Genomic DNA, 23,498 nt, shown 5'->3' with positions numbered 1-23,498 from the left:
GGGGCGACAGATGGCTCAGTACAAGGGCGCATCCCGTCAGCATGAAGTCAGCAGCAGCCGGCGGCGCAAAGATACTCGCCTGGCCGGGCAGCGCTTCAGTGACTTCTTTCAATCTGCCGAAGGTGCGGTGTTCGGTACGTTCGCGTTGCCGATCCTGGCCCTGGTACTGATCAAGGTGCCTTTTTCGGGTGAGCTGCTGTTGCTGCTGGCCTGGGCCTTCAAGCGCAAGTTCGTGGCGGTGGATAACCGGGCGTTCGATTTCCCGTACCGGGTGCCAAAGCTGGCGGATGTCAACGATGGTTCCTACAAGGGCAAGAAGAAGGGCGAGGGTGTCACCCTCTTCGGCAACGACCTGGAAACCAAAGAGCAGATCTACGCCGGCGACAGTGACCTGAGGACGCACCAGCTGGTACTGGGCACCACCGGTTCTGGCAAGCCTCAGCCCAAGCATGCCAAGGTACTCACGCCGAAGGGCTGGGTTGCGATGGGCCAGGTCAAGGTGGGCGATAGCGTGTGCACACCCGATGGCAAGCACGCCGCTGTGTTGCGGGTGATCGAGCAGGGCATCCAGCCGATCTGGACCATCGCCACGCGCGACGGCCGCCGTGCCCAGGCGACCGGCGACCACCTGTGGCGCGTCCTCAGCCGCGAACCGGACGGCAATGAACAAGCCCATACCGTGACCACCGATGCCATTCGGGCGCTGATGGCCCGTGGCGTCGTGGTGATGCTGCCGAAGGTGCGCAAGAAGCGCGGTACGGCCAAGTTCGACGGTTGGGCAGAGGTCTGGAAAGTCACCGCTGCCGGCCAGGCGCAGTGCCAGTGCATCGAGATCGATCACCCACACCACCTGTACATCACCGACGACAGCCTGGTCACCCATAACACCGAGCTGTTGCTGGGCATCGTGTTCAACGCACTGGTACAGAACACGGGCTTCATCTATGTCGATGGCAAGGGCGACCCCAAGCTGCAGAAGGAAATATTCCGCCTGTCGCGCTACCTGGGGCGTGAAGATGACCTGTTGATCATCAACTTCATCACCTCTGGCCGCGACTTCGTGGAGAAGCAGGTCGACAAGGTCACCAACAACATGAACATGATGGGGAACACCTCGTCCGGCATGTTGATCGAGCTGATCGTCTCGCTGATGGATGACTCGGGCGGTGGCGGCGACATGTGGAAAGGCCGCGCAATCATGTTCGTGGCGGCGTTGACCCGGCCACTGACCTACCTGCGTGACAAGGGGCACATCAACCTGTCGCCAGAGAAGTACCTGGAATACTTCGAGCTGAACATCATCGAAGAACTGGTGTGGGAGCACGGTGGCAAATACGGCGACATGTTCGATGTCATCGTCGCACCGTTGCGCTCGTACCTGCTGACGCTGCCGGGCTATCAGAAAGCCAAGTTGAAGAAGCAGGAAACCAAGACCCTCGAACAGCACGGTTACATCGTGATGCAGCTGGGGCGGATCTTCAACGACCTGACGTTCAACTATGGGCACATCTTCAAGACCCGGGTCGGCGATGTCGATTTCTACGATGTGGTGATCAACCGACGGCTGCTGGTGGTGCTGCTGCCTGCACTGGAGCGGGCACCGGACAGCATGCGCATGCTCGGCAAGATGATCGTCGGCAGCATCAAGCAGATGATGGCCGGCTGCCTGGGTAACCGGGTTGAAGGGGTTGTGCGCGAAATCATCGACAGCCGCCCCACGGGCTCGGAGTTCCCGTTCTATACCATCCTCGATGAATACGGCTATTACGCCGTGGTCGGCTTCGCGGTGGCCCCGGCCCAGGCGCGCAGCCTGGGCTTCAGCGTGACGTTTGCCGCGCAGGACTTCTCTTCGCTTAAAAAATCCAGTGCCGAAGAAGCCGATGCCACCTGGGAAAACACCAATATCCGGGCCGTCGGCCGACTGACTTCGGGTACCGAGTCCGAGACCTGGCGGCGCGTGCAGGGTGCGGCGGCGGAGTCTTCGCAGGCCATGGTAGGTAATTTCGAGCGCTCGCCGGGGGGCGCCAATGAAAAACTGCGACAGTCCGACAATGTCGCGATCGAGCAGCGTAGCCGGTTGAACTACGACGACGTCGCCATGCAGGAAAACGGCGAATTCACGTTCCTGATCGGCAAGAAATCGCAGAATGGCAAAACCGGTGGCGTGGCGCTTATCCGTGGCCTTGGCTTCTACACCGCTGGCCCTGCACCCAAAGAAATGCGGATCAACGACTTCATCCCTGTCGAGCCGCCAGAGCCTTCGGACCTGCCTCAGAGCAGGGCGTCGCGCAAGGCGTTTGTCGACAGCCTGAAAGACGGCTCATTCGCCAAGCGGGTGCGCTCGGTGGTGAAGGGCGACCCGACCTTTGCTCGCATGCACAGCGCCTTCGAGCATAACTATGCAGATGCCGACCGGCCTGTGCTTGGCCGCCTGGACACCTCGTTCGCTGTACTTGGGGCATATCTGTCGGGCAGTTTGCAAAAGCCACCGGCCGCTGCGCCCTTGCCGGTAACGCCAGCGCCTGAGGCCGTGGCGCAAGTTGCTGTTGCGCCTGCACCCACGCCGCAGCCTGACCCGCTGAGCCAGGCGTCGATCGAAGCAAGCCTGCTGGCCGTGGCGGACATGATCGCTGAGACGGCAGTGGCGCCGGTGGTTGCCGCCCCGGATGAAAAGGTATTGGACGCGGCGTGGGAGGGTGAATTGGCCATTGCCGAGCCGCAGCAGTTGCTCGACATGCAGCTGATGGCGGCCGGCGAGGGCTTTGAATCGTTGTCCGACAAATGGGCCGCGCAGGAGCGGATCCAGACTACCTGCGATGCCATCGCCCGCGAAACGGCCTATGTCATCGCGCCCGAGCCTGAAGCACTCGGCGTGGCTGGGGTACGCAAACAGTTGAGTGACCTGGATGCGCGATGCCGTGAGTTGATCAAGGGGCAGCCAGACAGCTAAGTGGCAACCCGTTGGTCGGAAGCTGTTTGATGGTTGTGTCATAAATTGACGACGATATAAATCTGACAGATAATCAGAAACTAGAATTTCTGCATGCTATGGTGAGGCGATGGGGCTGTTCAGCACAGGGAAGAAAGTAGCGAAGTACGCGTTCATCAAAATGCCGATGGCGGCGTTGGGCGTAAACCAGCTGCGCATGGGCAACCAGCACATCAAGTCGCTGTGGCAGTCGAATTTCAGCCCCGCCTGCCCGGAGTGCGAGCGGGGTGTGCTGCTCAAGGCCGAAGGCGATCACCAGGAGCTTGAACAAAGCCCCAAGGGCAAGATCCGCGTACTGCACAGCTGGGGCTGCAACAACTGCGACTTTGCGTTGTTCGAAGAGGATGACGTCAAGAAGGTCCGGGACCACGCCGCGCGCTATCGCAACGAGCGGGTCAAAGAACAGCTGACGACCATCGAGCGCGATGAGATCGACCGCATCGCTCGCAACCACCGGTTGCATTCCAGGGCGTTTTTCATCGCTAGCGTTGTCGCCATCCTCGGGTTTATCTACATGCTCGCAACCGGCGCGGGCGTGATGGTGGCCCTGAACTGGCTGTCGATCGGCTTCGCGCTGTGGGTCTTCGGCATGAAGAAGTCCTACCGCTGCTGGCAGGTCTCGACAGGGCAGTTGTTCGTCGAAGGGGCATTCTGGTTCTGGTTCCAGCACCAGAAGTGGATCATCTGAGCATGGCCGGTAAGTGGTTGTACCGCGTAGTCGTCCCGTTGACGCTGTGGCCCGCGCTGGCCCAGGCGGACGACTTTTATGCCGTGCGGCCGGCGGACATCGAATGTGTCGTTCAGGCAGCCCAGCGCCAGGGCGTACCTGCCAATGTGCTGCTGGCCATTTCCAGCAAGGAAAGTGGCAAGAACGGGCAGAGTGTCTCGAACAGCAACGGCACTTTCGACCTTGGCCACTTCCAGATCAACACCACCCATTGGGGCCCGAAAGGCGTGTTCGCCTCATACCCGGCAATCACCAAGTCCGATGTCGCCTGGCGGGGCTGTTACAACGCGGAATTGGCAGCATGGCTGCTGCGTCAGAAGCTCGACGAAAGAAACGGTCAGGATTTCTGGACCCGCGCTGCCAATTACCATTCCCGTACCAAAAAATTCAACGACATCTACAAGAAAGGCCTGATTCCGCTCGCGGTGAAATGGGGCAAGTACCTCGAACAGCAGCGCCACGCCCAGTACGTGGTGAGCTACCAGTAGAACAGGCCACCGCCAGTGCCCGAAGCGCTTGAGCGTAGGGCACGCCGGGTCGATCAGAATGACAACTTCAGGAGTTTTTACATGAAAGGAATGCTCATGGGTGCACGCGGCGGCTGCAAGGCTGGGGGCATGCTGCTTGCGCTGTTTGTGCTGGGTGGGTGCGCAAGCTCTGCCAAACCGACCACCGATGACACCGAGGCCTTTGCCAGCCGCATCATCGCGGACAAGGTGGCCGTGGCGGTCAACTCGCAGCACAACTATGTTTCGTCGCTGACGGCCGACCGCGTCAAGGCGGCCTCCAGGCAGGCTGCGGTCGACACCGACCAGGTGGATATCGACTTCATCGGCAAGCCCCAGGAGCTGTTGCAGACGTTCGCCAGCCGCTATGGCTATGCCTATGTCGAAAGCGGCAAGCGCGTGGACCTCAAGCCGATCAACATCTGGGTGCGTAAAGCCACGCCCATTAACGTGCTCAAGGATGTGGGCGTGCAGATCGACACCGGCGCCGATGTGGTACTCGACAAGAGCACCAACACGCTGCGCCTGATCTACAAGCCTGTACCGCTGGCTTTGGGGAGGGGCTGAACATGGCGATGGACATGCCCCCGATGACCCTCGAAGACGCTGAGCGCCTTTACGACAAGCCGGCTTATGTTCAGCAGCAGGGTGACGCCGGTGATGCCAGGTCGGCCGTGGAAGCCATGCGTGACGAGAAGAACCAGGCCTCGGCGGCCCGCGGCGAGGCCATTCTCGATGCGGCATTGCAGGTGGGGGTAAAGGCTGGCCTGGCGTGGCAGCTGACCAACATCAACAAGGCACTGAAGGAGCGCGAGCGTGAGTTCGATACGGTCTACGACTTCAGCAACCTGATGATCCAGGACCGTGTGGTGCCGCCGGTGATCACCGAGGCGCGCGATCTGTACAACCAGGACGGTGACTACACGCTTCGCCTTTCGGGCGCGTCCTACAAGATCGAGTCGCAGGCACGCTTTTCGTCGGTCCCGCCAAGCTGGCGCGAGTACCTGAGCTTCCCGCTGCCCGCCATGGACCGCACGTCCCTGGTGTCGGCGCTGATGCCACGCTCGGACGAAGAAGAACGCGTGTGGAAACTGGCCGTCCGTGACGGTTGGAAGCAAGGCGTCGAGCAGGCCAACCTGATGCTGACCTATGGTTTCGACCGGATGAACCGCGACATCGATGGCATGCGCCGTTTCAGCACGTTCGCCCGCCACGGCCAGATCACGATGCCGATCATTTCCGGTGCCGCGATCCCTGTCACCAAAGAGGGGCAGACCATGGCGGTGGACGAGACCCTGCTGCGCATCACCGCGTTGCCGCAGTTCAACGACAACATGAATGTATGGCGCAGTTCGATTGCAACGTCGACCGCAGCCGACCCTGTGCGCAGGCCGCCGGCACCGCGTGCACCCAGCCCGGCGCCGGCGCCTGGTGTTTCCAGCCAGCCCGGTGCGGCCAAGGCATTTGCCGTGCCCGGTGGTGGTGAGCTGCGCACCCAGCCTTCGGGCAGTGAAGGCGGGCCGCAATGAAGCAGGACTTTCACGATGACGTGATGATGCTGGAACCCGGTGCGATGATCGAGCGCCTGGAACGGCTGACCAGTTATGAAGACCCCTTTCGCTTCGACCGTGCCGAGCAGTTCAAGGCGATGATGCTGGAAACGCTGAGCCATGGCGTCAGCGACATCTTCATTCAGCCCGCATTGCCGGTCGTGGTGAAGAAGTACGGCCGTCTGTATGCGGTCACCCGCCGTGCGCTGGATGTCGGGGAGGTCAACGAGCTGCTCAAGATGGCCGCCAACCGCGACACAGCCACCACCGATATCGTGTCCGGTACTGCGGTCAACGAGCGCTACGAGTTGTTCGACCCGCAGCGCAAGGATGCCCGCGGTGCTCGGCTGCGGTATGCCTACCGGGTCAACGCCTCGCCCATTGCCTGCCATGGCGATACGTCCTGCCAGATCGTCATCCGGGCGATCCCCGACGACCCACCGCGGATTCAGGACGTAGGCCTGAGCGAAGACATCGTGAGGATGGCCACGCCGCGTGACGGCATCGTGTATATCGCGGGGGCGACCGGCCATGGCAAGACCACCACCTTTGCCGCCATCAACCGCTTCATTCTTGAAAATGACACGCCGATCAAGGGCAACCTGATCAGCCACGAAGAGCCCATCGAATTTACGTACGAAAAGATTCAGAGCAAGCATTCGATTTTCGTGCAGTCGCAGATCCCTACGCACTTCAAAGACTTCTACAGGGCCAACCGCGAGGCCATGCGGCGTGCGCCCGGCCTGTGTGTGATCGGTGAATTGCGTGACCAGGAAACCATTCGGGCGGCGGTCGAGCTGTCGCTGACAGGCCACCCGGTGTTCGGCACGGTTCACGCCAAGGATGTCGCGGCGATCATGCGCAGGATGATCTCCCGCTTCCCCGAACAGGAGCGGGCGACCGCGATTTACGACCTGGTCGATACCAGCCGGTTCATGATGGCGCAGAAGCTCGTGCCCACGGTGGATGGCAAGCGTACGGCGGCCCGTTCCTGGCTGCGGTTCACCGAGCAGGTGCGCGACACCTTGATGGACTTGACCGACATGGGCCGTGTGACCCAGCGGGTCGCCGAATTCGTGCGTGAGGAAGGGCATACCTTTGCTGCTGAAGCAGATCGCCTGCTGGCAGCAGGTTTGATCAGCGAGTCGACCGCCCGCGATCTGCGGCATGGTTGAGCCGGAGCGCCCTGTAATGGCATTGCAAACGAGATTTTGGAGGGGTTATGGCAAAGGGACGGTACCACTGGAGCAGAAGCGCGCCACCGGCACGCTTTTTCGTCATCAACGCAAGCGCCGCCTTGCCTTGGTTGATGTTGCTGCTGGTGCCAGCGTTGTGGAAGTTTCTGCTGCCGTTGGCGCTGTGCATGACGTTCGGCCTGGTCTACATCGAAGTCGTGAAAAAAATGACCGTGCGCGCGGTGTTTCGCCAGGCCGGGGTTTTCCTGGTAGGGCGGGTGCGCACCACGCACAACATTCTCAAAGAGCTGGTCAGGTAGAAAGCACGCTGCACAGGGCCGGCACATGGCGTGGCGGCGTTGCGGGTGTGAAGGCATTTTTGGCCCAGGGAGGCGTTGAATGAAACAGCAAGGCGGTGGGCAAAGAAGCTTTACCTGGGATGACCCCGCCGTGCTCATCGGCATCATTCTGGTGCTGTACCTGGGAGGCTGGGGCGCGTGGTCTTTCGCCCATGACAAGATTGCGACTGTCTATGTCTACATCCGTTACGTGGAGCTCTGGCTGTTGAGCGTTGCGGGCGAATTCGCGGCGCTTCCGGGTATTGCTTCGATCAACCAATGGGTCGGGCGGATGTGTGCGCCGGACGGTATTGTCGGCGCCTGCCAGCGCGATTTTTCGACGGTGGCATGGAGTGAAATCACCTCGTCTTCCCTGGTGGTGAACGGGTTCCTGCTTGTGGTGATGGTGGTGCTGTCGGTGCGCATGTTCATCCGCATCAACAAGACCCACCCCAAACTCAAATTCACCAAGACGCACAACATCAAGAGTTATGTGCAAGAGAGCAAGGCGCAGTACCCGCACCTGCGTATGTTCGCGGAACTCGACCTGATTGCTCAGCCGCTTGATCATCCGGTATTCGGCATGTCGCAGACATCCCGCCAGTTTGCCTATGAGCACCTGCTGATCAGCGGGTGGGCAGAGCAGGCGGACCGCAGCTGGGCGCCGACCCTGGATCGTGAAAAAGCCACCGAGGTGATGCGTCGTCAGTTGGGCCAGCACTGGACCCGGGTGGGTAACTTGACCCCTGCCGAAACCCTGCTGGTGGCCATCGCGCTACCCCGTGTGGTTGCCACGGATGCTGCCCTGGACGACGCCGCCTTCAAGGCGGCCATGGCCGACAGTGATTACATGATTGCCTGGTGCTGGGACCAGTTCAAAGCGCCTTCGGGCAAGGGCAGCAAGGGGCAGGGCGCGCCCGACCCTTATGCGTGGTTGAAACCTGAAGTGCCACTGGAAGTGCCGCGGGCGATCATTCAGAAGTACATCAAGCACCCTAACGCAAGCGCGATCCTGCACGCCCATGCGTTTGTCAGAACCATCATTTTCGCCATGTTCTTCCAGGCCCGGCGCCTGGGGGTATTGCCACCGGCCGAGATGCGCTGGTTGCGTTTCTTTGATCGGGACATGTGGTACGCCCTGCAGACCATCGGGCGCCAGGCGGGCTTCCCGGAGGCGCCGGGGATCCTGTCGCACTTTCTTTACGAGTGCAAAGCGGGTATGTCGCTGGCAGAGCCTCAGCTCGACAAGGCGGTTAACGGCCTTGAGCAAGCCATGTCGGCGTACAAGTACCTGGATGCCGACAAGAAGCGCTACGAGGCAGTGCAACAAGAGAAACATGCTGCGGCCCAGGCGGCAGCACTTGCTGAGGGTGCGCCCTGACGCTGCGGCCTTGAGCGTATCGGTACCACTAAAGGGCCCTCTTTAAAGATGGCCCTTTTTTGTTTTTTTGGTGCCAAGTTCTACTTTTTTGTTAGAATAAGGTCGTATTGGATTATTAATAAGGACATCGAGCCATGAAAGGTGTGATTGCAAGACCTGTAGCCGTGTTGGCGGCGCTTGCGGCGGGGGTTTCAGTCGCCCATGCCGACCCTGCTCAAACGGCAGACCTCTCTTCCTTCATCACCGCTCAAGGTGCCGTTGCGGCAAACCCTGCGCAACAGCCACTCGATGACCTGACTGCGCAGCGGGTATCGCGCTACGGCCGCATCGTCAACGCCCGCCCTGTCGGCCTGGGCGGCTTGACTGCCTGGACCGTGGAAAAGAACGGCCACCAAGTGGTGTTGTTCAGCACGCCGGATTCCTCGGTGCTGTTCACCGGGGTGGCCTGGAATGCTGAAACAGGCGCGAACATATCCGACGCCTTCCTGCCGGGTGTGGCCCAGCTGAACAACACTCGCCCGGCCCCGCCCGTAGCCGCTGCACCGGCCGCGCCGCAGATGTCGCCGGTTGAAGCCACGAACGTGCGGGAGGCTGCAGCCATGGACGGTAAATACCAGGGCGCGGTACCTGAGTCGATGAAGACGGTTGACTCGCTGGCGGGCGTCAAGGAAGGCGATGGCAGTATCGGCGATACCGTCTACATCATCATTGACCCACGCTGCCCGTATTGTCGCGAGGCGTACAACTTAACAAGGGCTTACGCGGCAAAGGGCCACACCATCAAGTGGATCCCGTCGGCTGCGCTGGGCAACCCGGCAGATGGCGTGCCGCTTGCTGCCACGATCCTGCAGGCCAAGGACCAGCGCACGCTTGAGCGGGTGCTCGGCAAACACGAACAGATTCGCTCCGAGCCTTCGCCGGAGACGGTGGAGCAGCTGAGCACCAACCTGGCGTTTCTGTACGCAGCATTCGAAAACAACGGCAAGGAGCAAGCGGGTGTCCCGGCTGCCTTCTTCGTCGACCACCGCACAGGGAAGCCAAGGATGATGACGGGCCTTTCGCAGGCCGTCGTGCTTGAAGACATCTTTGGAAAACTTTAAGGAGCAAAGTACATGAAAGCCAAAGCCCCGAACTTCGAATTCGACCCCAGCATCCGCCTCTTCGGCTCGGCCGAGCACTTGTTGGTGGTGTTCGACAGCCAGAGCCCACATGACGCGCTGCGGGCTACCCGCACCGTGCGTATCCCCAAGGCGTTCAAGCAGCTGTCCCTGGTGGTGGCAGGGCTGGACGCCGCTGAAGACGATGGGCACCGGCGCATGCTGACGGGAAGTGTCAGCCTGGCGATCCAGGATGATGCCGACGTGTTGTCGAGCTACGAGCTGGCTGCCCTGCAGTTGGTGTTCCATGCCGAGGCGGATCGCAAGGGCGCGCTCACCCACATCGACCCGGCACTGGTTGCCTATCAGGTGCGCCAGGCGCTTTCGGAATGTTTGAACGAGGCCCTGAACGACTACTTCCAGCGTGAAGAAGCGCAAAAGGTTAGCGTGCAGCCGGAGACCTTGCAGCCGGCTGTGGCGAGTGCGCAGTACCACGCTGCAGCGCCCCAGCCGTCACGCAAGGCGCTGCGCGAGCAGGCCGCCAGCGACGCAGAGCGCCAGGCCCGGTCACGCCGGCGCAAGGCGGTATTGGCGTGGGTCGTGCCGCCGGTTCTGGTCATTGCCGTATTGTCGACTCTGTCACATCTTGCTTCCAGTCAGTCGCCGATTGAAAATGCTGTCGCGCAGCAGATGGCGAACGATCCCGAGTCGATCAAGGCGCAGGTCGAGCTGACCAAGCAGACGCTGCAGTCCATGGGGCTTGACCCAGGGCAGGGCGGAGACCTCGGATGCCTGGCACCGCAATGATCTCAATTGCTCCCATCTTCGCTGCTAGGCAGGTGCCGAAGGAGGATCTTTTCCAGGATTGGAGATAAGCAGGCGATGCTCGTGAAGCCTTCGTCTGCTGTTCTGCTTGAGCGGGGTTCTGCGCCCGCCAGCACGTGAAGACTATTTTGGATTGGAGAACCTTTAGGTACGTATATGCGACCAGCGAATGAAGTAAAAGACGGGGCTAAATTATTATCCCTTGCCCAAGGCCTGAGGTCGCTGCTGGTCCCCTCGCCGGATGTACTGGCAGATACCGTCAAAGAGTTGCACCCCTTGGTCAACTTGTCTGACAAGGTGCTGCCGTTGAAGTCGTATTTCAACATGGTCCAGGACATTCAGCGGACCAAGCATACCCACGCCGCCATGCGCGCCGCGGGTGAGGCGCTGAGCCGCGAAGCCATTCAGCAAGGCGTCTCGCGCAAGCTCTGCACCGAAGACATTTTCATGGTGGCGTGTTCTTTCCTGGAAGTGGAAATCGCCAAACAAGGCTCGGTGTACTACCTGAGCGGCGAGTCGCCCGACTTTAAAGAAACGAAGAAGAACCGAAACCCGCTCGATCTGTCCGATGAAGTCGTGCTGAAGAACCTTTCGAGCGGGTTGGCCCGCCCCGACACCGATCGCGGTGCAGTAGAGCGTGGGCAGATCGACAGTGGCTTCAACCACCTGGTGCGGTTGAACCAGTTGCATAACCTGATGCTGGAAAGTGTGCGGTTGATGAAGGCGGATGAGCGGCTGACCAAGGTCGATATCCGCAAGAAGTTCAACATTTCGCACACGGATTACGAGCGCATGATGTCGATGGCGCGCCGGTCGGGGCTTATTTCCTTCCGCAATCGGAAAAAGGACCCGTCAAACTCTTACACCTTGCGCAATGACAACCATGAGCGCGTTTCCGAACATGCGAAAAACTTCGGCCACACGCCGCAGAAGATGTTGAACAAGATCCTTGATGACTTCTTCGGCATGCTGGAAAAACGCAAAAAGCACGAGGACTGATGCAGATGGGTATCCAGGGCCAAAAGGATGTGGGGCCGGCAATCAGCGCAGAAGAGCGGGCACGGGTAACGCGGGCTGCCAGGCAAGTGGTGGCCTACGCCAACTTTCTGCGTTGGACGGCGAACTTCAAGCGGGACGAAGTGCTGCGTCATCCCCGGCATGAGCGCGTGATGTTGCTTTCGCCCATGCAAAGTGGGCGTTTCAGTTTTGCGCTGGAGGGCGACACCCTGTATGTGGGTGTTCAGCCATTCGAGGCGGCCTGGGCTGCTCACATGCCTTTCCAGGCCGCTTACGTCTCCGATCGCCTGTACCTGTCGGTCGAAGGCGTCAGCTTCATGGATGCCCGCATGCCGCCCTTGTCGCTCGGCATTTTTGTTGATGAGAGCAGCAAGCGTGCGCTCATGGCGCGCGCCAAGTTCGTTCGGTTCGTGCATGTGAATGTGCGTGACGGCTACGTGATCGATGTCGGTGAGCCTTGTGGCGAGCCTGTCGAGATGCGCCCAGGTGATGTGGTGCAGCAACTGCAGCAGACCCAGCAGGCGAAAGTTCAGCAGCAAGACATGGGGCGATTCTTCTGATCGCGCTCAAGCAGAATTCACAAGTAAGGATACGAGCATGACTAAGTGCACACTCATCCTGCCTATTCTGGCCGCTGTGGCCATGGCGGGCTGTGTAACCACCGAGAAGATGCCGGACGGGACTACCAAGATTCGCTTTTCCGATGAGGCCGCCAATTCCCTGGCCTCGTTGATGCCTACTGGCGTCGTGAGCGGGATCGCAGGTGGCGCGGGCAGTGGTGGGCTGGATCTCAACTACAGCTTGAGCCCCCTCAACAGTGGCGAGTACCTGTACCTGAACGGGCAATACGACTTCGAATGTGCCGCAGCCATGCTGTACAGCGCGAAGTCGGGCCAGCCCATGGATGCAAAAATCAGCAAAACCTGCCGCGACGGCTATTTCTTGCGCCAGGAGCAACTGCGCATGGCGGGCAAGCCGTACGACAGGGGCGTGCCTGCCTATGACCCTGCCAACCCGTCCAATGCCTACTGGGAAAAAGTGGCCGGCCGAACCGTCAGCCAGCTAGCGCCGATCAACCAGTTCAAGGTCCGTTTTGCCGGGTATCCGCGCGTTGATCGCAACGGCAACATCTCCATTCGCGTGAGCTTCATGGGTGCTGCCGATGGGCAGTATGCAGACTTGGTCACCACGCCCGAGCGCACGCCGGTGGTGCTGGACGATGCTGGCTTCGCGCAGGGTATGCGCAAGCGAGTGGCAGAGCTCAACACCCAGATCGGTGAGTTGATTGCCTGTGAGGCGGTGCTTGGGTACAGCAAGGCCGTCGATAAAGGCCCTCGGCCTTCGAATATTTCAGCTGGCGACTATTCGCGCTATGAAGTGCGCTTCACGGTGGCATCGATGGGCTGCAAAGACCACTCCCGGCAGTTCTCGGCGGCTGCACGCTAGCGCTGCCAGTGGGCTTGCTGCGCAGTTGATCGCCGGCAAGCCCAGTCCCGCAGTGTGGAGGTGGTTGCCCATCATCTTCCATGCTGCGGGGTACTTGCCTGCGTTTACTGCGCCACTCAGTTGCCGAGGGCGGTCATGGCGCCATGTTCCATGTATCGTCAGCCGCCACCGCTGCCTCATTGATGCCGGGGCCGTGCCTGTCTGCGGCGTTCAGCCATTCCTGGCTGAGGTCCGCCTGTTGAGCGGCACGCTCGTGCGCAAACTCGCGCAGCAGAATGGCGTCCTCGATCGAGGTGACGACCTGCGCGGTCGCGCCGCCATACTCGCTGAGCAGCGTTCGGGTCGCTTCCGGTGGGAGCTGGTTGATGGCGCTGCGCAGCTCTCGGCCGTAATCGGCCAGAACAGGCTGCTTGTCAATGACGATCTCCGCCGCTTGAGAGGGGAATACGGAGGCTGTGAAGCTCTGGAAATCCTGTGCGCTCGGCATGGCGTGCGTCCTTACATGCTGTAGTCGTCGAGGCCCTCGCTGCGTGACAGCGATGGATTGGCGTAACGGGCAAATGTCTTGTCCAGGTCGGCGGCCAGGTACGCCTGTTCACTGTCGCGCAGCGCGCGCTTCATGAAGTCGCCGTCGCCCGCTACCGCAACCACCTGATCGCGCAGATTGCTCAGCAGCCCTTCACGGTCGGCCCGTGAGCCGGGCGTGTTGTCGATCGCTTCGAGTACATGCAGCAGCGATTGGCGAAGTTCGGTTTCGGCGGCGCCTTTTTCGGCTTGTGGGGCCGCGTCGAAGGCCACGGTGCTGATCACGGCGCGGTGGATGGCTGTGAATGCGCTGATTTCGGCTGCCCGGCTCTGCATGACCCGATCGGAGTTCAGGGTGTGAGGCGGCGTATTGCGCAGCCAGGCCGATTCCTGGTCAGCCAGCGTGTCGATGGTTTGCCGGATTTTCTGGCCGTCGGGGCCTTCGCGCAGTGCGGCTTGCGCTACGTTCTCAAAACTAATTGCCGGGTTGCCCGAGGCCTCGATGGCTTTCTGGCGCATTAACCCGGCGCCGATCACGAATCGGCTGGCATCACGTATTGATAGCTGCATCTATGTCCGTCGTTTTTCACAGGGCTTGAACGTGCCCGAATCAGTCGGCATCCAGCAACGTCAGCTTCCCTGCGCGGCTCACCGTACGCCAGTCGCATAGGCTGATGCGAAGCGTCGATTGCGGCTTTGCGACGTGCTGTGGGTGCTCCCTCGCAGACCTGGGTGCGTCTGCCATGAGTGACCATAGCATTTTTACTGTTTTATTTCTTGTGAGCGAGTCGAGTCAAACGCTTTTTTCAGTGTTTTATAGTATCCCCCACCATGTCCGGATGTGCCGAGGCGGGTTGAGCACGAAAAAAACCGCCCATTTTCAAGCTAGGCGCTGAAACCCCAGTGATACGGGCGTTTTCGCCTGTTGTTGCGTTTGCGTGCCTGGTGGGGCTGCGTAAGAGCAATCTACTTTTTTAGCGGTTTTGCAGCCATGTGAAAGCCTAATTGAAGATGAAATTTCGCCATTTCATGGATCATTCGAGAACGGGTCGAGTATGCGAATGGAGGTCGATTTAACCCCAGGGGCAGTATGTGCATTTCAAGCAGTATTCATGATTTTTCATGGATTTAAGCTCGTTTATAGCCTGTTTTTATAGGTTTTACTGTGGTGAGCTGGCAAGCTTGGGTGGCTTGTGAGATCGCCGATTTTCAGCAGCGCACGCGTTCTGAAATTGTTTTGTTAGTTTTCTTTCGTAACATTTTTTTGATAATTCTGTGATGTCTGGTTTAAGATTGCCCGACCTTAGCTATCCGCAGGATTACGGCTCACAGGGTGGAACCATGGCTCAAGCTAGAACGCATGCCCGTCTAGGCCTTCGCTTACGCGGCTGCACGACAGCTCATCTCAAGGACGACGGAGCACTCCAAGGGGAATTCGTCGCGAACGATTCAGATAATCCGTCCGCAATTCGATTCAGGTAGGTATTCACAATGGCTCAGATGCCGTTCTCTCCGTGCAGCGATCCAAGCGCCTGCACCGACCAATCGGTCAAGATGCTAGGCCGGATATTCGGCCCGGTCATCGATGCATTGGTCAAAGGCACCGACCCCAATACGGTTGAGGCAAGCGCGAATATCCTTGCGACGATGTTCGGCTTCTTCAACAGCGGGATCCTGATCATCGGCTCGCTGATCGTCTCGTACGTAGCGGTGATGGGCGTGACCAACACCGCCAACGACGGTGAGGCGATGGGCAAGAGCTGGTCCTCGTTGTGGACGCCGGTACGGATCGTGGCAGGTGGCGCCGTGTTGCTGCCGACAACCAGTGGCTTTTCTTTCATTCAGCTCATCGTGCTGATGTTCGCCTTGTGGGGCGTTGGTTTTGCCAACGGCACCTATAAAGCGGGCATGGCCATGGGGGTTCTGTCCCCAAACGGTGTTGTCGAAGGGGTGAACTCCCCCGGCAACTTCTATGGGCTGCGCGATTTTGCCCGCGGCTACCTGGCGGGGTCTTACTGCGCGACGGCGGCCAACTCGATCTATGCCGACAACACCGCCTCAGGTGCACTCCCTGAAGTTGGCGCGAAAAAGAACAGGACCGAAGACAAATTCACCATTGTGGATGGCCGCAAGGAATGGGTTTTCGACCTGAAAGACCGCAACAAGGTTACCAACCTGGCGGGCGGCTCCGCGTTTTGCGGCTCTGTGAAAGTGGCCGAATACCAGGCGCAGACGAAGACGGACGCCACTGCCCAAGCCTTGGAGCAGATGCGCGTGCAGGTTCAGGGCATCAAGCGCGCAGCAGCCATCAACATGATGAAAGAGCTGGATGACTGGGTGCGGCAGTGGCCAGCCACCATCAATGATACGGGCTGGGATCAAGTCGACTCCGGCCAGTTCAACGTCATTGTGAACAAGTGGGAGCAGAAGGTGGCGACCGATATCGTCGCCCAGGTCACCAACCAGGCGTCGGGTGTCAACGGGGGCCTCGACGACTTCCTGAAGACGCTTACCAATGATGGCTGGGCGGCAGCCGGGGGGTGGTTCCAGCGTGTAGGCATGGTCCGCGGGCAAATTGCAGGCGTGCTTGCCGAGCCGGTGGGTGCGGTCAGTGCGCCCTCCCTGGGTGCACTGCCTGGCGATGCCCGGTTCTTTTTGCTGGCCAACAGCGTGACAACGGTCACTGAGGCAATCGACAAAAAGGCAGAAGAGAAAACCAGCTACAAATCTTCGACCTCGGCCAAGCCCGAAGACATCGCGAGCCTGATCCCCAAGGACCCCGGCAGCGATATCAGTGTCAGCACCTTGCGCGCCGACATGGATGCGAAGATGTCGTCGTTCGTCAACGGCGTGATGCTGAACGTGGTGGAGATCGCCACGGGGGCGGGCAGCAATGGGCAGACGCCGCTCTGCGGAACGGCGGGGCAGATGGGTGGCTCGCTCAACCGCATGAAGTGCGTGGGTGATTACCTGGTCGTAGCTCGCGCCGGCATTCTGGTGGCCGATGTCGCCATCAAAAGTGCGGGAACAGCGGTGAGGGTGCTTGCGGGTACGCTTTCGTCGGTCAAAGGCTTGGGCAACGGGTTGGACCTGGACAAGGTCGTGACCCCGCTGTGGGACTGGGTGATGGAAGTGCCGGTCAAGCAACTGGCGTTGATGGCCAGCTACATCGAGCCGCTGGCGTTCTATTTTGCTGTGTTCCTCCCCAGCTTGCCCTACACGCTGTTCATGATCGTTTTTGTTGGCTGGTTGCTCGCTGTGTTGCAGTCGATCATTGCGGCGCCGCTCTGGGCTGTGATGCACATGACGCCGGACCGTACGTTCGTGGGCTCGCAGACGCAAGGCTACCTGCTGTTGCTGTCGCTGTTCGCTCGCCCGGCGCTGGCCGTGCTTGGCTTGTTCGCGGCGGTGTTGGTGTCCGACCCGGTGATCGACTACATAGCCCAGGGCTTTTTCGCCATGCGCGGTGCGGTGGTGACCTCCTCGGGCAATGTGGGCATCATTTCGGAGTTTCTGACCTTCGCGTGGTGGTTCATGGTGTTCGGGCTGACGTTGTTGCCCGTGTTGTACATGATCTTCGGCTTGCCCCAGACCCTGCCTGACCAGGTGCTCAGCTGGATCGGCGGGGGCCTCGGCAGCATGGGTGAGACCAGTGCGGTGGCTGATATGCGAGGCGGCATGAGCCGGGTTGGCTCGAGCGTTCAGGGCAGTGGTACCGGCATGCGCCTGGGTGGCGGCACCCAGGGCAGGCTGCCACCGCCTGATGGCGGTTCGCCCAATGATCCCAAGGGGGGTGGGCCTCGCGGCGGCGGTTCAGGCGGCGGCACGCCACTGCTCAGTGCAAACGGCCAAGGCGCAGGTGGGGCGGCATCGCGGGAGTCGGATGCGACCGGCGACAGTGCGCCGAGTGACAGCCGCACGAACGGCCAGCGAGTCAGTGATGCAGCCGGTGTTGCCCTTGGCCGGGCAGTTGCGGGGGGGGCCGCTTCGACAGGCAGGGCCATGCGCAGCGCCGGCAGTGCTGCGCTGTCTGCCGGCCGTGCGGGCGTGGAATCGTTCCGCGGCTCGGAAGCAGGCTCTATTGGTGGGCGCATGCGTGATGGGGTGAAGGCGGGCGCGTTGACGGCCGGTGCCGGTCTGGCGTCTGCTGCGAGCGCCGCCGGGGCCGATTACAAGCAAGCGTTTTCGACCGCTGGTGCGGAAGGCAAGGCGGCGTATCACGAAGGTGCTGACGCACGTATCCAGGCGTTCAAGGAATCGCTATCGGCCGGGGCAGCACCTGTCGGAGGGGGGAGCGATCAGGAATCAGCCGCCTCATCTGCCGGCGGTGCGGATGACTCCGGGCTCAGCGACCATCAGTTCAGCAGCGCGACCCTTGCTGCCGGGGCGTCCTCGGCCAGTAACGAAGGTGGGCAAGCGGCAGCTGCCGACGGCTCCGGCCTGAATGCGCAGGATGGCGGTGCGGGCCAGTCGGCGGGTCGCTCGGCAGCGTCTGCCGGGCAGCCTTATGCGTCCAGCGGCGCTGCACCGGGCGGTGCGGCGACCGGCGCAAGTGGCGGCGATCAACAACCGGCTGCATCATCCGCCGGGCGGGCAGGCGACGCTGGGGTCAAGGACCATCAGTTCAGCGGCGCGACGCTTGCTGCTGGGGCATCCTCGGCCAGTAACGAGGGCGGGCGCGGGGCCGTTGCCGGCGGAGCCAGCAGCAACGCGCAGGCTGGTGCTGCTGGCCAGTCGGCGGGTCGCTCCACGGCGTCTGCCGGGCAGCCTTATGCCGCCAGCGGCGCTGCACCAGGTGGTGCGGCGTCCGTCGCGGATGGCGGTGCTCAGCAGCCGGCTGCAGCCTCCGCTGGGCGGGCAGGCGACGCTGGGGCCAAGGACCATCAGTTCAGCGGCGCGACGCTTGCTGCCGGGGCATCCTCGGCGAGTCACCAAGGCGGGCAAGCGACAGCTACCGAACGCTCCGCCGGCACTGCGCAGGAGGGTGCCGATGGCCAGTGGACCGGTCGCGGCACATCGCGTGCCGGTGAGCCTTATGCTACCGGCCGCTCCAATGTCGGCCACGAAGAAGATCGATAAGCAGGCAGGCCGCCTTGCTCCGAGCGGGTGGCCATTTGCCCACGGATAGCCGGCAGGCGGGGAATTATTCCCGCCCTTGGCTGTCTTGGACGGTGACGCGCAATGGGTGTGCGCAACTTGATACGCGGCTGAGGCCGCGCTGAGCAGAGGCTTCGCATGGTTGATAATCCACTGGAAGACCAGCTTCGACGGCTCCTTACCGGGCTGGCTGATCAGGCCATCGTGCGTGGTGAACAGTTCTTCTACGATGGCGGGGAGTTGTATGCCGACGATGTAGCCGATATCGGCCTGGTGGCCGTGTTGTGCATTGCCCAGGCGTTATCCGAGCGTACGGGGCTGGGCGGGTTCGGCTATGAGTTCGAGCTGGCTGCGCCTGCCAACCCAATCTTTCCGCTGCACGCCAGCCCTCAAGGTGAGCTGCCTGACTTCTTTCGGGTGGCACCCTTCGTGGCGGCGGTTTTCTACGGTGAGGTGCTCGCAGCCAGGCAAGATCTGACGCTGTTGTACCGCGCTGCTGTACAAGCTTTGCAGGATGGCCCTGGGCGTGCCTTTGACAAGGTGGGGGGGGCGAGCTGATCGCTGCATCTTTTTGTCAAAATAGCCTGTTAGAAAATTGATTTTCACCATATCTGTAGTTAGTATTCAGGCTACAGTGCCGCGCTAGGAGCATCCCATGCACGACGACGAAAACACGCGTCAAGCGTCTGGTCCCCACGAAGAACTACCCCCTGGGGTATTTCCGCCGATGCCAGGCTACACCACTGCTGACCTGCTCGCGGTTGCCAACGCCCCCGTCGAAGCATTGCTCGAAGAGCGCGCTATCGACCCCGGCCTGATCCGCGAAACCGTCATTGCGTTAGCCGAGCATTTGTATGCAGCATTCGAGCGAAATGACATTCAGTACCAAATTGCCACGTGGTACCAGAAGCCCTACGACCACCCAGAAATGCGCACACGCAGTATCGAAATAATTGCGGAGCAATTCGGCGTCATTGCGCTGGATGCGGCGGCAGATTCTTTGGACGGCTCACCCTTGCTCCACCTGGGTGAGGCGTTCTACGGAGATTTTATGGAGCGCGCGGGTAACGCAATAAAGGCCCACATTCTCAAGTTGAATGAAGCCTGAGCCGTCGTTGTTCATAGGGACATGAAATGAGTAAATCTGTGTACTTTAGTGTGTACCTGGATGGTACGGCTAATAGCAAAGATAATGATAAACCCACGGGTAGCCACACCAATGTAGCCCGGCTCTTCGAGCTGGATACCGCGCAAGGTACCAATCTGGCTGTCAACTCCGACCATGTGCCCTTGAAGTACGACCCGGCGCAATACGCCGGGCAGTCGGAGAAGATCTACCTCGATGGCGTGGGCAGCCAGAGGTCGAGCACGCCCAATGCGTTGCTCGAACGGGGAACCGGTTTGGGTGGCCAGAACCGTATCGAGCAGGCCTACGACGCCTTCGTCGCCTTCTGCAATAAAAACCAGGACCTCGATATCGATGTCAACGTGATCGGCTTCAGCCGTGGTGCGGCGCAGGCCCGCGCGTTGGCGAACGAGATCATCGACCGGGGTGTGCCAAGGCTCGACAGCAACTGGAAACCCACCCGTGAGTATCTTGTCCCGCCGGGCCAGGCCGAGATTAACAAGCTCGGCATATTCGACACCGTTGCTTCCTATGGCATCCCCATCACCGATAGTCACCCGAACAAAAATCTGGAGATAAGCAAAAACGTCAAGTCGACCACGCATCTGGTGGCGATGCATGAATATCGCTCAACGTTCCCTTTGACCAGTGCGCTGCGTAATGACGACAACTCGCGCATTGAAGAGGTGAAGTTCGCGGGCGCGCATTCCCAGGTCGGTGGCGGCTACCGTAATGATCTGTTGGCCGCTGGCCCGCTGGCGTTCATGTACGATCGCTTGAAGTCGGCGGGCATCGAGATGGGGCCAATGCCGCCGGAAGAGTTGAAGCGTATCGAGCAGTACAATGCATTGATCAAAGACCCCGAACGGCTGCAGGAAGCGTTGATCGACTCTCGCCTGATCAAAGGCAACGAGGCGTTCAAGCGCAATGCCGATGGGTCGTTCACGCTTGTCAATAATCAAGCCTTCCCGACCGAGCGCGGTACGCTCTTGCCGTTCAGGCGGCAGGACCAGCCGTTCGGCCAGCAAGTCAATGGTCGCAAGGTCATCTTTGAAAACGATGACTCGCTGGGCGAGCCGCTTGTCCAGCGCATCGGCAGAAAGGTAGGTGAGAAATTCTTCGCGTGGGACGAGAAGGCTGAAAATAGCGCGGCCACCCCTGAAAACCCTGCCGGCAGCAACATCAAGGACAGGCTGGCGACCCGCAAGGCTGAGCACGCGTCACGATTGGCAGCTCAGTCCCAGCAGCAAGTGGCGGAACTCTCGTCGTTGCTAGCAAGCTCCAAGCCCGAAGTCGAACACCTCAAAAGGTTGGCGCTTGAAGAGGTTCCGGTACCCAAGCCGGCCTTTTCAGCCAACTATGCCGTGGTACGCATTGACCCCGAAGGCTCCTCGGCATTTGCCGATCTGGGTTTTGAATACGAGGCCAGCCGCATTGTCGCCGATGCGGCTATCGGCGCCCTTGCCAAAGCGCCCTTGGGTATCGATGATCCGTTCATGCTGCATGACACCAACGGCAATGTGGTGGGCACCCTGGAGGCTGTGCATGAAGCGCCATCGTTTGCCAGTGCGCGCGGCGTGCTGGTCGCGATCGACCTGCAGCATATAGACCCGGCGGCGCAGGCAGGGATGCTCTACGATGGCTTCAAGCAAGCTGCAACCTGGATCGCCGAGCGACCGGAAGGCACCTTGAAGGACGCCTGCGAGATACCCGGCGCGGATGGCAAGCCATTGGCGCGTGCGATGATTGCCTATTCTGCCGAGCGCGAACTGGAGCGTACCGTCACTTGGGATGCCCCCGAGCCGTGAAAGGGCTCGACGTTGCGTTGCATCAACAACAGGTGTCGGTAGGCGCATGCGGTTACGCTTTTTGCAGGCTGCTTGCTTAGAATGCACCTGTTACCGACGTGGGTCGGTCAGTCAATCCGTAAGGGCTACATGATGAAAATCCACAAATACCAGCCAGGCACCTTTATCGAGGTCGATGACATGGCCGGTGGCCGCCGGGTGGGGATGGTCTGCAAGGATGGCGTGACGTTCTGGGATTTACTCGATTCCGACCTCTGCACACCGCTGACGATTCACCCTTCCATGGCGCCGCAGGCGCTGGGCACCTTGACCCAGTTTGGCCAGGGCAACGGGTTGGTCAAGGCGACTCAGGCGCTGGTCGGCCATTTGCGTGCAGTGGGTGATCAGCGCCTCGATAGCGACCCGCTGTTTGTCATGCGCGCGTTGTGGTTCGTGTCGAAGCGGGCGAGCGGGGCGCAGGCCGTGCCTGACGCAGCGACACTGCTTTGGGCGTGCGAACAGGCTCAAGGCCAGGCGCAAGCAGCAGCACGCATCCACCAGATGGCCAAGCAGTATTGTTCAGCGTAGCGACTGCACCCAACTGCTTGTTCGAGCCGAAACGTCCGAGCCCCGCCTTCAGTCGGGGCTCGGTGCATCTGGGGTTGCCTGGCTGTCCAGTTGCCGCTCATGAAGGGCTGCATAGCCGTCCACGGTAGCGCGCAGGGTGTTCTGGGAGTGGCGGGAGACAGCGCCTGGGCTGTGCTGGCAAAGGCCCTCGAACACGCTGTGGGCGTCGAGCCGATGCACGCCAAAGGCTTCCTCCAGCGTCGCTCGCTCCACGGCTGGCCAGTCCACCTGTGTCGCCAGTTCGTGGCGCAGGCTCGCCGCTGCATGCTTGCCGAACACGTGCGCCACGCCAGCCTTTGCTTCCAGGCCAGGCAAGGCCTCAATGCGCTTGCGCATCTCGTCCTGGCGGTCGCGACGTTGCACGGCTGCGTTCTCCGAGGCCAGCTCCACCAGTATCTCGCCGACGTTGGTAAAGCCTTCACTGGCAAAAACCTCGGCAACCTTGCGTGAGCGCGGTTCCTCTTTGGGCAGGAAGATGGCCAGGCCATTGTCATAAGGGTGTGGCAGATCGCCCCAGAAGTGCGTGGCCTTGAAGTCGCGCAGGGCATCGAGCGCGTCAGAGAAGTAGGCGTCCTTGGCAACGGCGTAGATGGCGTATTCGTCATTCAGCTGAGCCACCGCATCGGCATCCAGGCCGTAGCGCTCAAGGCGGCCTTGCAAGGCAACGGGTTGTTGCAGGTGCCTGGCGATATGCTGGGCCGCGACAAAGTGGTGCGAACCGCCGCTGTTGACCAGGTACAAGCCATCATCCCAGTCGTGCCTGACCATGAAGTCGGAGCCGCCATGAACAATGCGCACCTCGGGCCAGCGCAGGTTTTGCGCAAGGCCCTCCTGGCTCAGGTCTTGGGTGAATGCCTGGCAGGCCTGCTCTGCCATCTGCTGCATGGAGTTGAAGCGATACAGTTCGGACTTCGACGCCGACAGGCCGGACACGTCGGTGATGTCGCAGGCGAAGTCTGCTGTCGTCTCGCGCCTGCTGAGCCGGGCCAGTGCGGGGATGTGCCGGTGCTCACCCTGATAGCGGCCGTTGGCCGAGCGCCAACCTCTGACTTCGCCGCTGCTTTCGCTACCGTGGCCGAAGCCGATGCGGTGCGACCATTCATGCCAGCGAACCACGCTCGATAACGCGATGACACTTGCAGTGTCATCGACCCGCCTGCGCAGGGCGGGTTGCTCGGCAATGACCCGACGCAGCCGGGCAGGGATGCCCAGGTCGTCCTTGACCGTTTCCAGAAACTTTGCAGCCAGTGTTCTGAAGCTCATGGCATGACTCCATTCAGCGCAT

Annotated in this window: 21 protein-coding genes; 18 read left to right on the top strand and 3 right to left on the bottom strand. The window is 60.7% G+C overall.

Annotation, left to right across the window (positions count from 1 at the left end):
• The first annotated feature begins 10 nt into the window (after window positions 1-10).
• The 13 genes from LOY26_RS23440 to LOY26_RS23380 all read left to right on the top strand — a co-directional run bounded on the left by LOY26_RS23440 (window position 11) and on the right by LOY26_RS23380 (window position 13,051).
• Entirely contained in the window at window positions 11-2,950 is a 2,940-nt protein-coding gene (locus LOY26_RS23440) for a TraM recognition domain-containing protein (RefSeq protein ID WP_258714168.1), read from the top strand.
• A gap of 109 nt (window positions 2,951-3,059) precedes the next feature.
• Window positions 3,060-3,677 (top strand): hypothetical protein, encoded by a 618-nt coding sequence (locus tag LOY26_RS23435; RefSeq protein ID WP_095063835.1) that lies wholly within the window; start codon window positions 3,060-3,062, stop codon window positions 3,675-3,677.
• Between the two features lie 2 nt (window positions 3,678-3,679).
• The gene (locus LOY26_RS23430; RefSeq protein ID WP_227696470.1) at window positions 3,680-4,204 is read left to right on the top strand and encodes a transglycosylase SLT domain-containing protein; all 525 of its coding nucleotides are present in this window, start codon (window positions 3,680-3,682) and stop codon (window positions 4,202-4,204) included.
• 81 nt (window positions 4,205-4,285) lie between these two features.
• Entirely contained in the window at window positions 4,286-4,789 is a 504-nt protein-coding gene (locus LOY26_RS23425; RefSeq protein WP_238338538.1) for a DotD/TraH family lipoprotein, read from the top strand.
• Between the two features lie 14 nt (window positions 4,790-4,803).
• Window positions 4,804-5,751, top strand: a complete 948-nt coding sequence (locus LOY26_RS23420) for a type IV secretory system conjugative DNA transfer family protein (RefSeq protein WP_227696468.1) — start codon at window positions 4,804-4,806, stop codon at window positions 5,749-5,751.
• Window positions 5,748-6,947: an ATPase, T2SS/T4P/T4SS family gene (locus LOY26_RS23415; RefSeq protein WP_095063833.1), complete on the top strand. Its 1,200-nt coding sequence runs from the start codon at window positions 5,748-5,750 to the stop codon at window positions 6,945-6,947. The genes LOY26_RS23420 and LOY26_RS23415 overlap by 4 nt, the downstream gene beginning before the upstream one ends.
• 47 nt (window positions 6,948-6,994) lie before the next feature.
• Window positions 6,995-7,267: a hypothetical protein gene (locus LOY26_RS23410; protein ID WP_095063832.1), complete on the top strand. Its 273-nt coding sequence runs from the start codon at window positions 6,995-6,997 to the stop codon at window positions 7,265-7,267.
• Between the two features lie 79 nt (window positions 7,268-7,346).
• Complete coding sequence (locus LOY26_RS23405) at window positions 7,347-8,666, top strand: type IV secretion protein (protein ID WP_186652626.1); 1,320 nt, start codon at window positions 7,347-7,349, stop codon at window positions 8,664-8,666.
• 134 nt (window positions 8,667-8,800) lie between these two features.
• Window positions 8,801-9,766: a hypothetical protein gene (locus LOY26_RS23400; protein ID WP_258714167.1), complete on the top strand. Its 966-nt coding sequence runs from the start codon at window positions 8,801-8,803 to the stop codon at window positions 9,764-9,766.
• Window positions 9,767-9,778: 12 nt separating this feature from the next.
• A complete protein-coding gene (locus LOY26_RS23395) occupies window positions 9,779-10,570 on the top strand; it encodes a hypothetical protein (protein WP_186652624.1) in 792 nt (263 codons plus the stop codon).
• Between the two features lie 174 nt (window positions 10,571-10,744).
• Window positions 10,745-11,587, top strand: a complete 843-nt coding sequence (locus LOY26_RS23390; RefSeq protein ID WP_095063828.1) for a hypothetical protein — start codon at window positions 10,745-10,747, stop codon at window positions 11,585-11,587.
• Complete coding sequence (locus tag LOY26_RS23385) at window positions 11,587-12,165, top strand: hypothetical protein (RefSeq protein ID WP_238347546.1); 579 nt, start codon at window positions 11,587-11,589, stop codon at window positions 12,163-12,165. The genes LOY26_RS23390 and LOY26_RS23385 overlap by 1 nt, the downstream gene beginning before the upstream one ends.
• Window positions 12,166-12,202: 37 nt before the next feature.
• Complete coding sequence (locus LOY26_RS23380) at window positions 12,203-13,051, top strand: hypothetical protein (RefSeq protein WP_258714166.1); 849 nt, start codon at window positions 12,203-12,205, stop codon at window positions 13,049-13,051.
• A 133-nt stretch (window positions 13,052-13,184) separates the two neighbouring features.
• Here the strand turns inward: LOY26_RS23380 and LOY26_RS23375 are convergent, their stop codons facing one another.
• Both LOY26_RS23375 and LOY26_RS23370 read right to left on the bottom strand, forming a co-directional pair.
• Window positions 13,185-13,538 (bottom strand): hypothetical protein, encoded by a 354-nt coding sequence (locus LOY26_RS23375; RefSeq protein WP_095063826.1) that lies wholly within the window; start codon window positions 13,536-13,538, stop codon window positions 13,185-13,187.
• An 11-nt stretch (window positions 13,539-13,549) separates the two neighbouring features.
• Window positions 13,550-14,095: a hypothetical protein gene (locus LOY26_RS23370; RefSeq protein ID WP_238347547.1), complete on the bottom strand. Its 546-nt coding sequence runs from the start codon at window positions 14,093-14,095 to the stop codon at window positions 13,550-13,552.
• Window positions 14,096-15,067: 972 nt separating this feature from the next.
• Between LOY26_RS23370 and LOY26_RS23365 the strand changes: the two genes are divergently transcribed.
• The 5 genes from LOY26_RS23365 (at window position 15,068) to LOY26_RS23345 (ending at window position 22,174) form a co-directional block, all read left to right on the top strand.
• Complete coding sequence (locus LOY26_RS23365) at window positions 15,068-18,655, top strand: DotA/TraY family protein (protein WP_258714165.1); 3,588 nt, start codon at window positions 15,068-15,070, stop codon at window positions 18,653-18,655.
• A gap of 156 nt (window positions 18,656-18,811) precedes the next feature.
• A complete protein-coding gene (locus tag LOY26_RS23360; protein WP_258714164.1) occupies window positions 18,812-19,231 on the top strand; it encodes a hypothetical protein in 420 nt (139 codons plus the stop codon).
• 97 nt (window positions 19,232-19,328) lie between these two features.
• A complete protein-coding gene (locus tag LOY26_RS23355) occupies window positions 19,329-19,781 on the top strand; it encodes a hypothetical protein (RefSeq protein WP_186652621.1) in 453 nt (150 codons plus the stop codon).
• 26 nt (window positions 19,782-19,807) lie between these two features.
• The gene (locus tag LOY26_RS23350; protein WP_186665806.1) at window positions 19,808-21,607 is read left to right on the top strand and encodes a DUF2235 domain-containing protein; all 1,800 of its coding nucleotides are present in this window, start codon (window positions 19,808-19,810) and stop codon (window positions 21,605-21,607) included.
• Between the two features lie 132 nt (window positions 21,608-21,739).
• Window positions 21,740-22,174 carry a hypothetical protein gene (locus LOY26_RS23345; protein ID WP_227696463.1) on the top strand — a complete coding sequence of 145 codons (435 nt, stop codon included), beginning with the start codon at window positions 21,740-21,742 and terminating at the stop codon, window positions 22,172-22,174.
• A gap of 48 nt (window positions 22,175-22,222) precedes the next feature.
• Here LOY26_RS23345 and LOY26_RS23340 read toward each other — a convergent pair whose 3' ends face one another.
• Entirely contained in the window at window positions 22,223-23,476 is a 1,254-nt protein-coding gene (locus LOY26_RS23340) for a DUF6685 family protein (protein WP_258714163.1), read from the bottom strand.
• Window positions 23,477-23,498 lie beyond the last annotated feature (22 nt).

The sequence above is a fragment of the Pseudomonas sp. B21-047 genome (assembly GCF_024748775.1).
Taxonomy (GTDB): domain Bacteria; phylum Pseudomonadota; class Gammaproteobacteria; order Pseudomonadales; family Pseudomonadaceae; genus Aquipseudomonas; species Aquipseudomonas capeferrum.
Note: the sequence above shows the minus strand (reverse complement) of the source record. Positions and strands in the feature narration are given on the sequence as shown.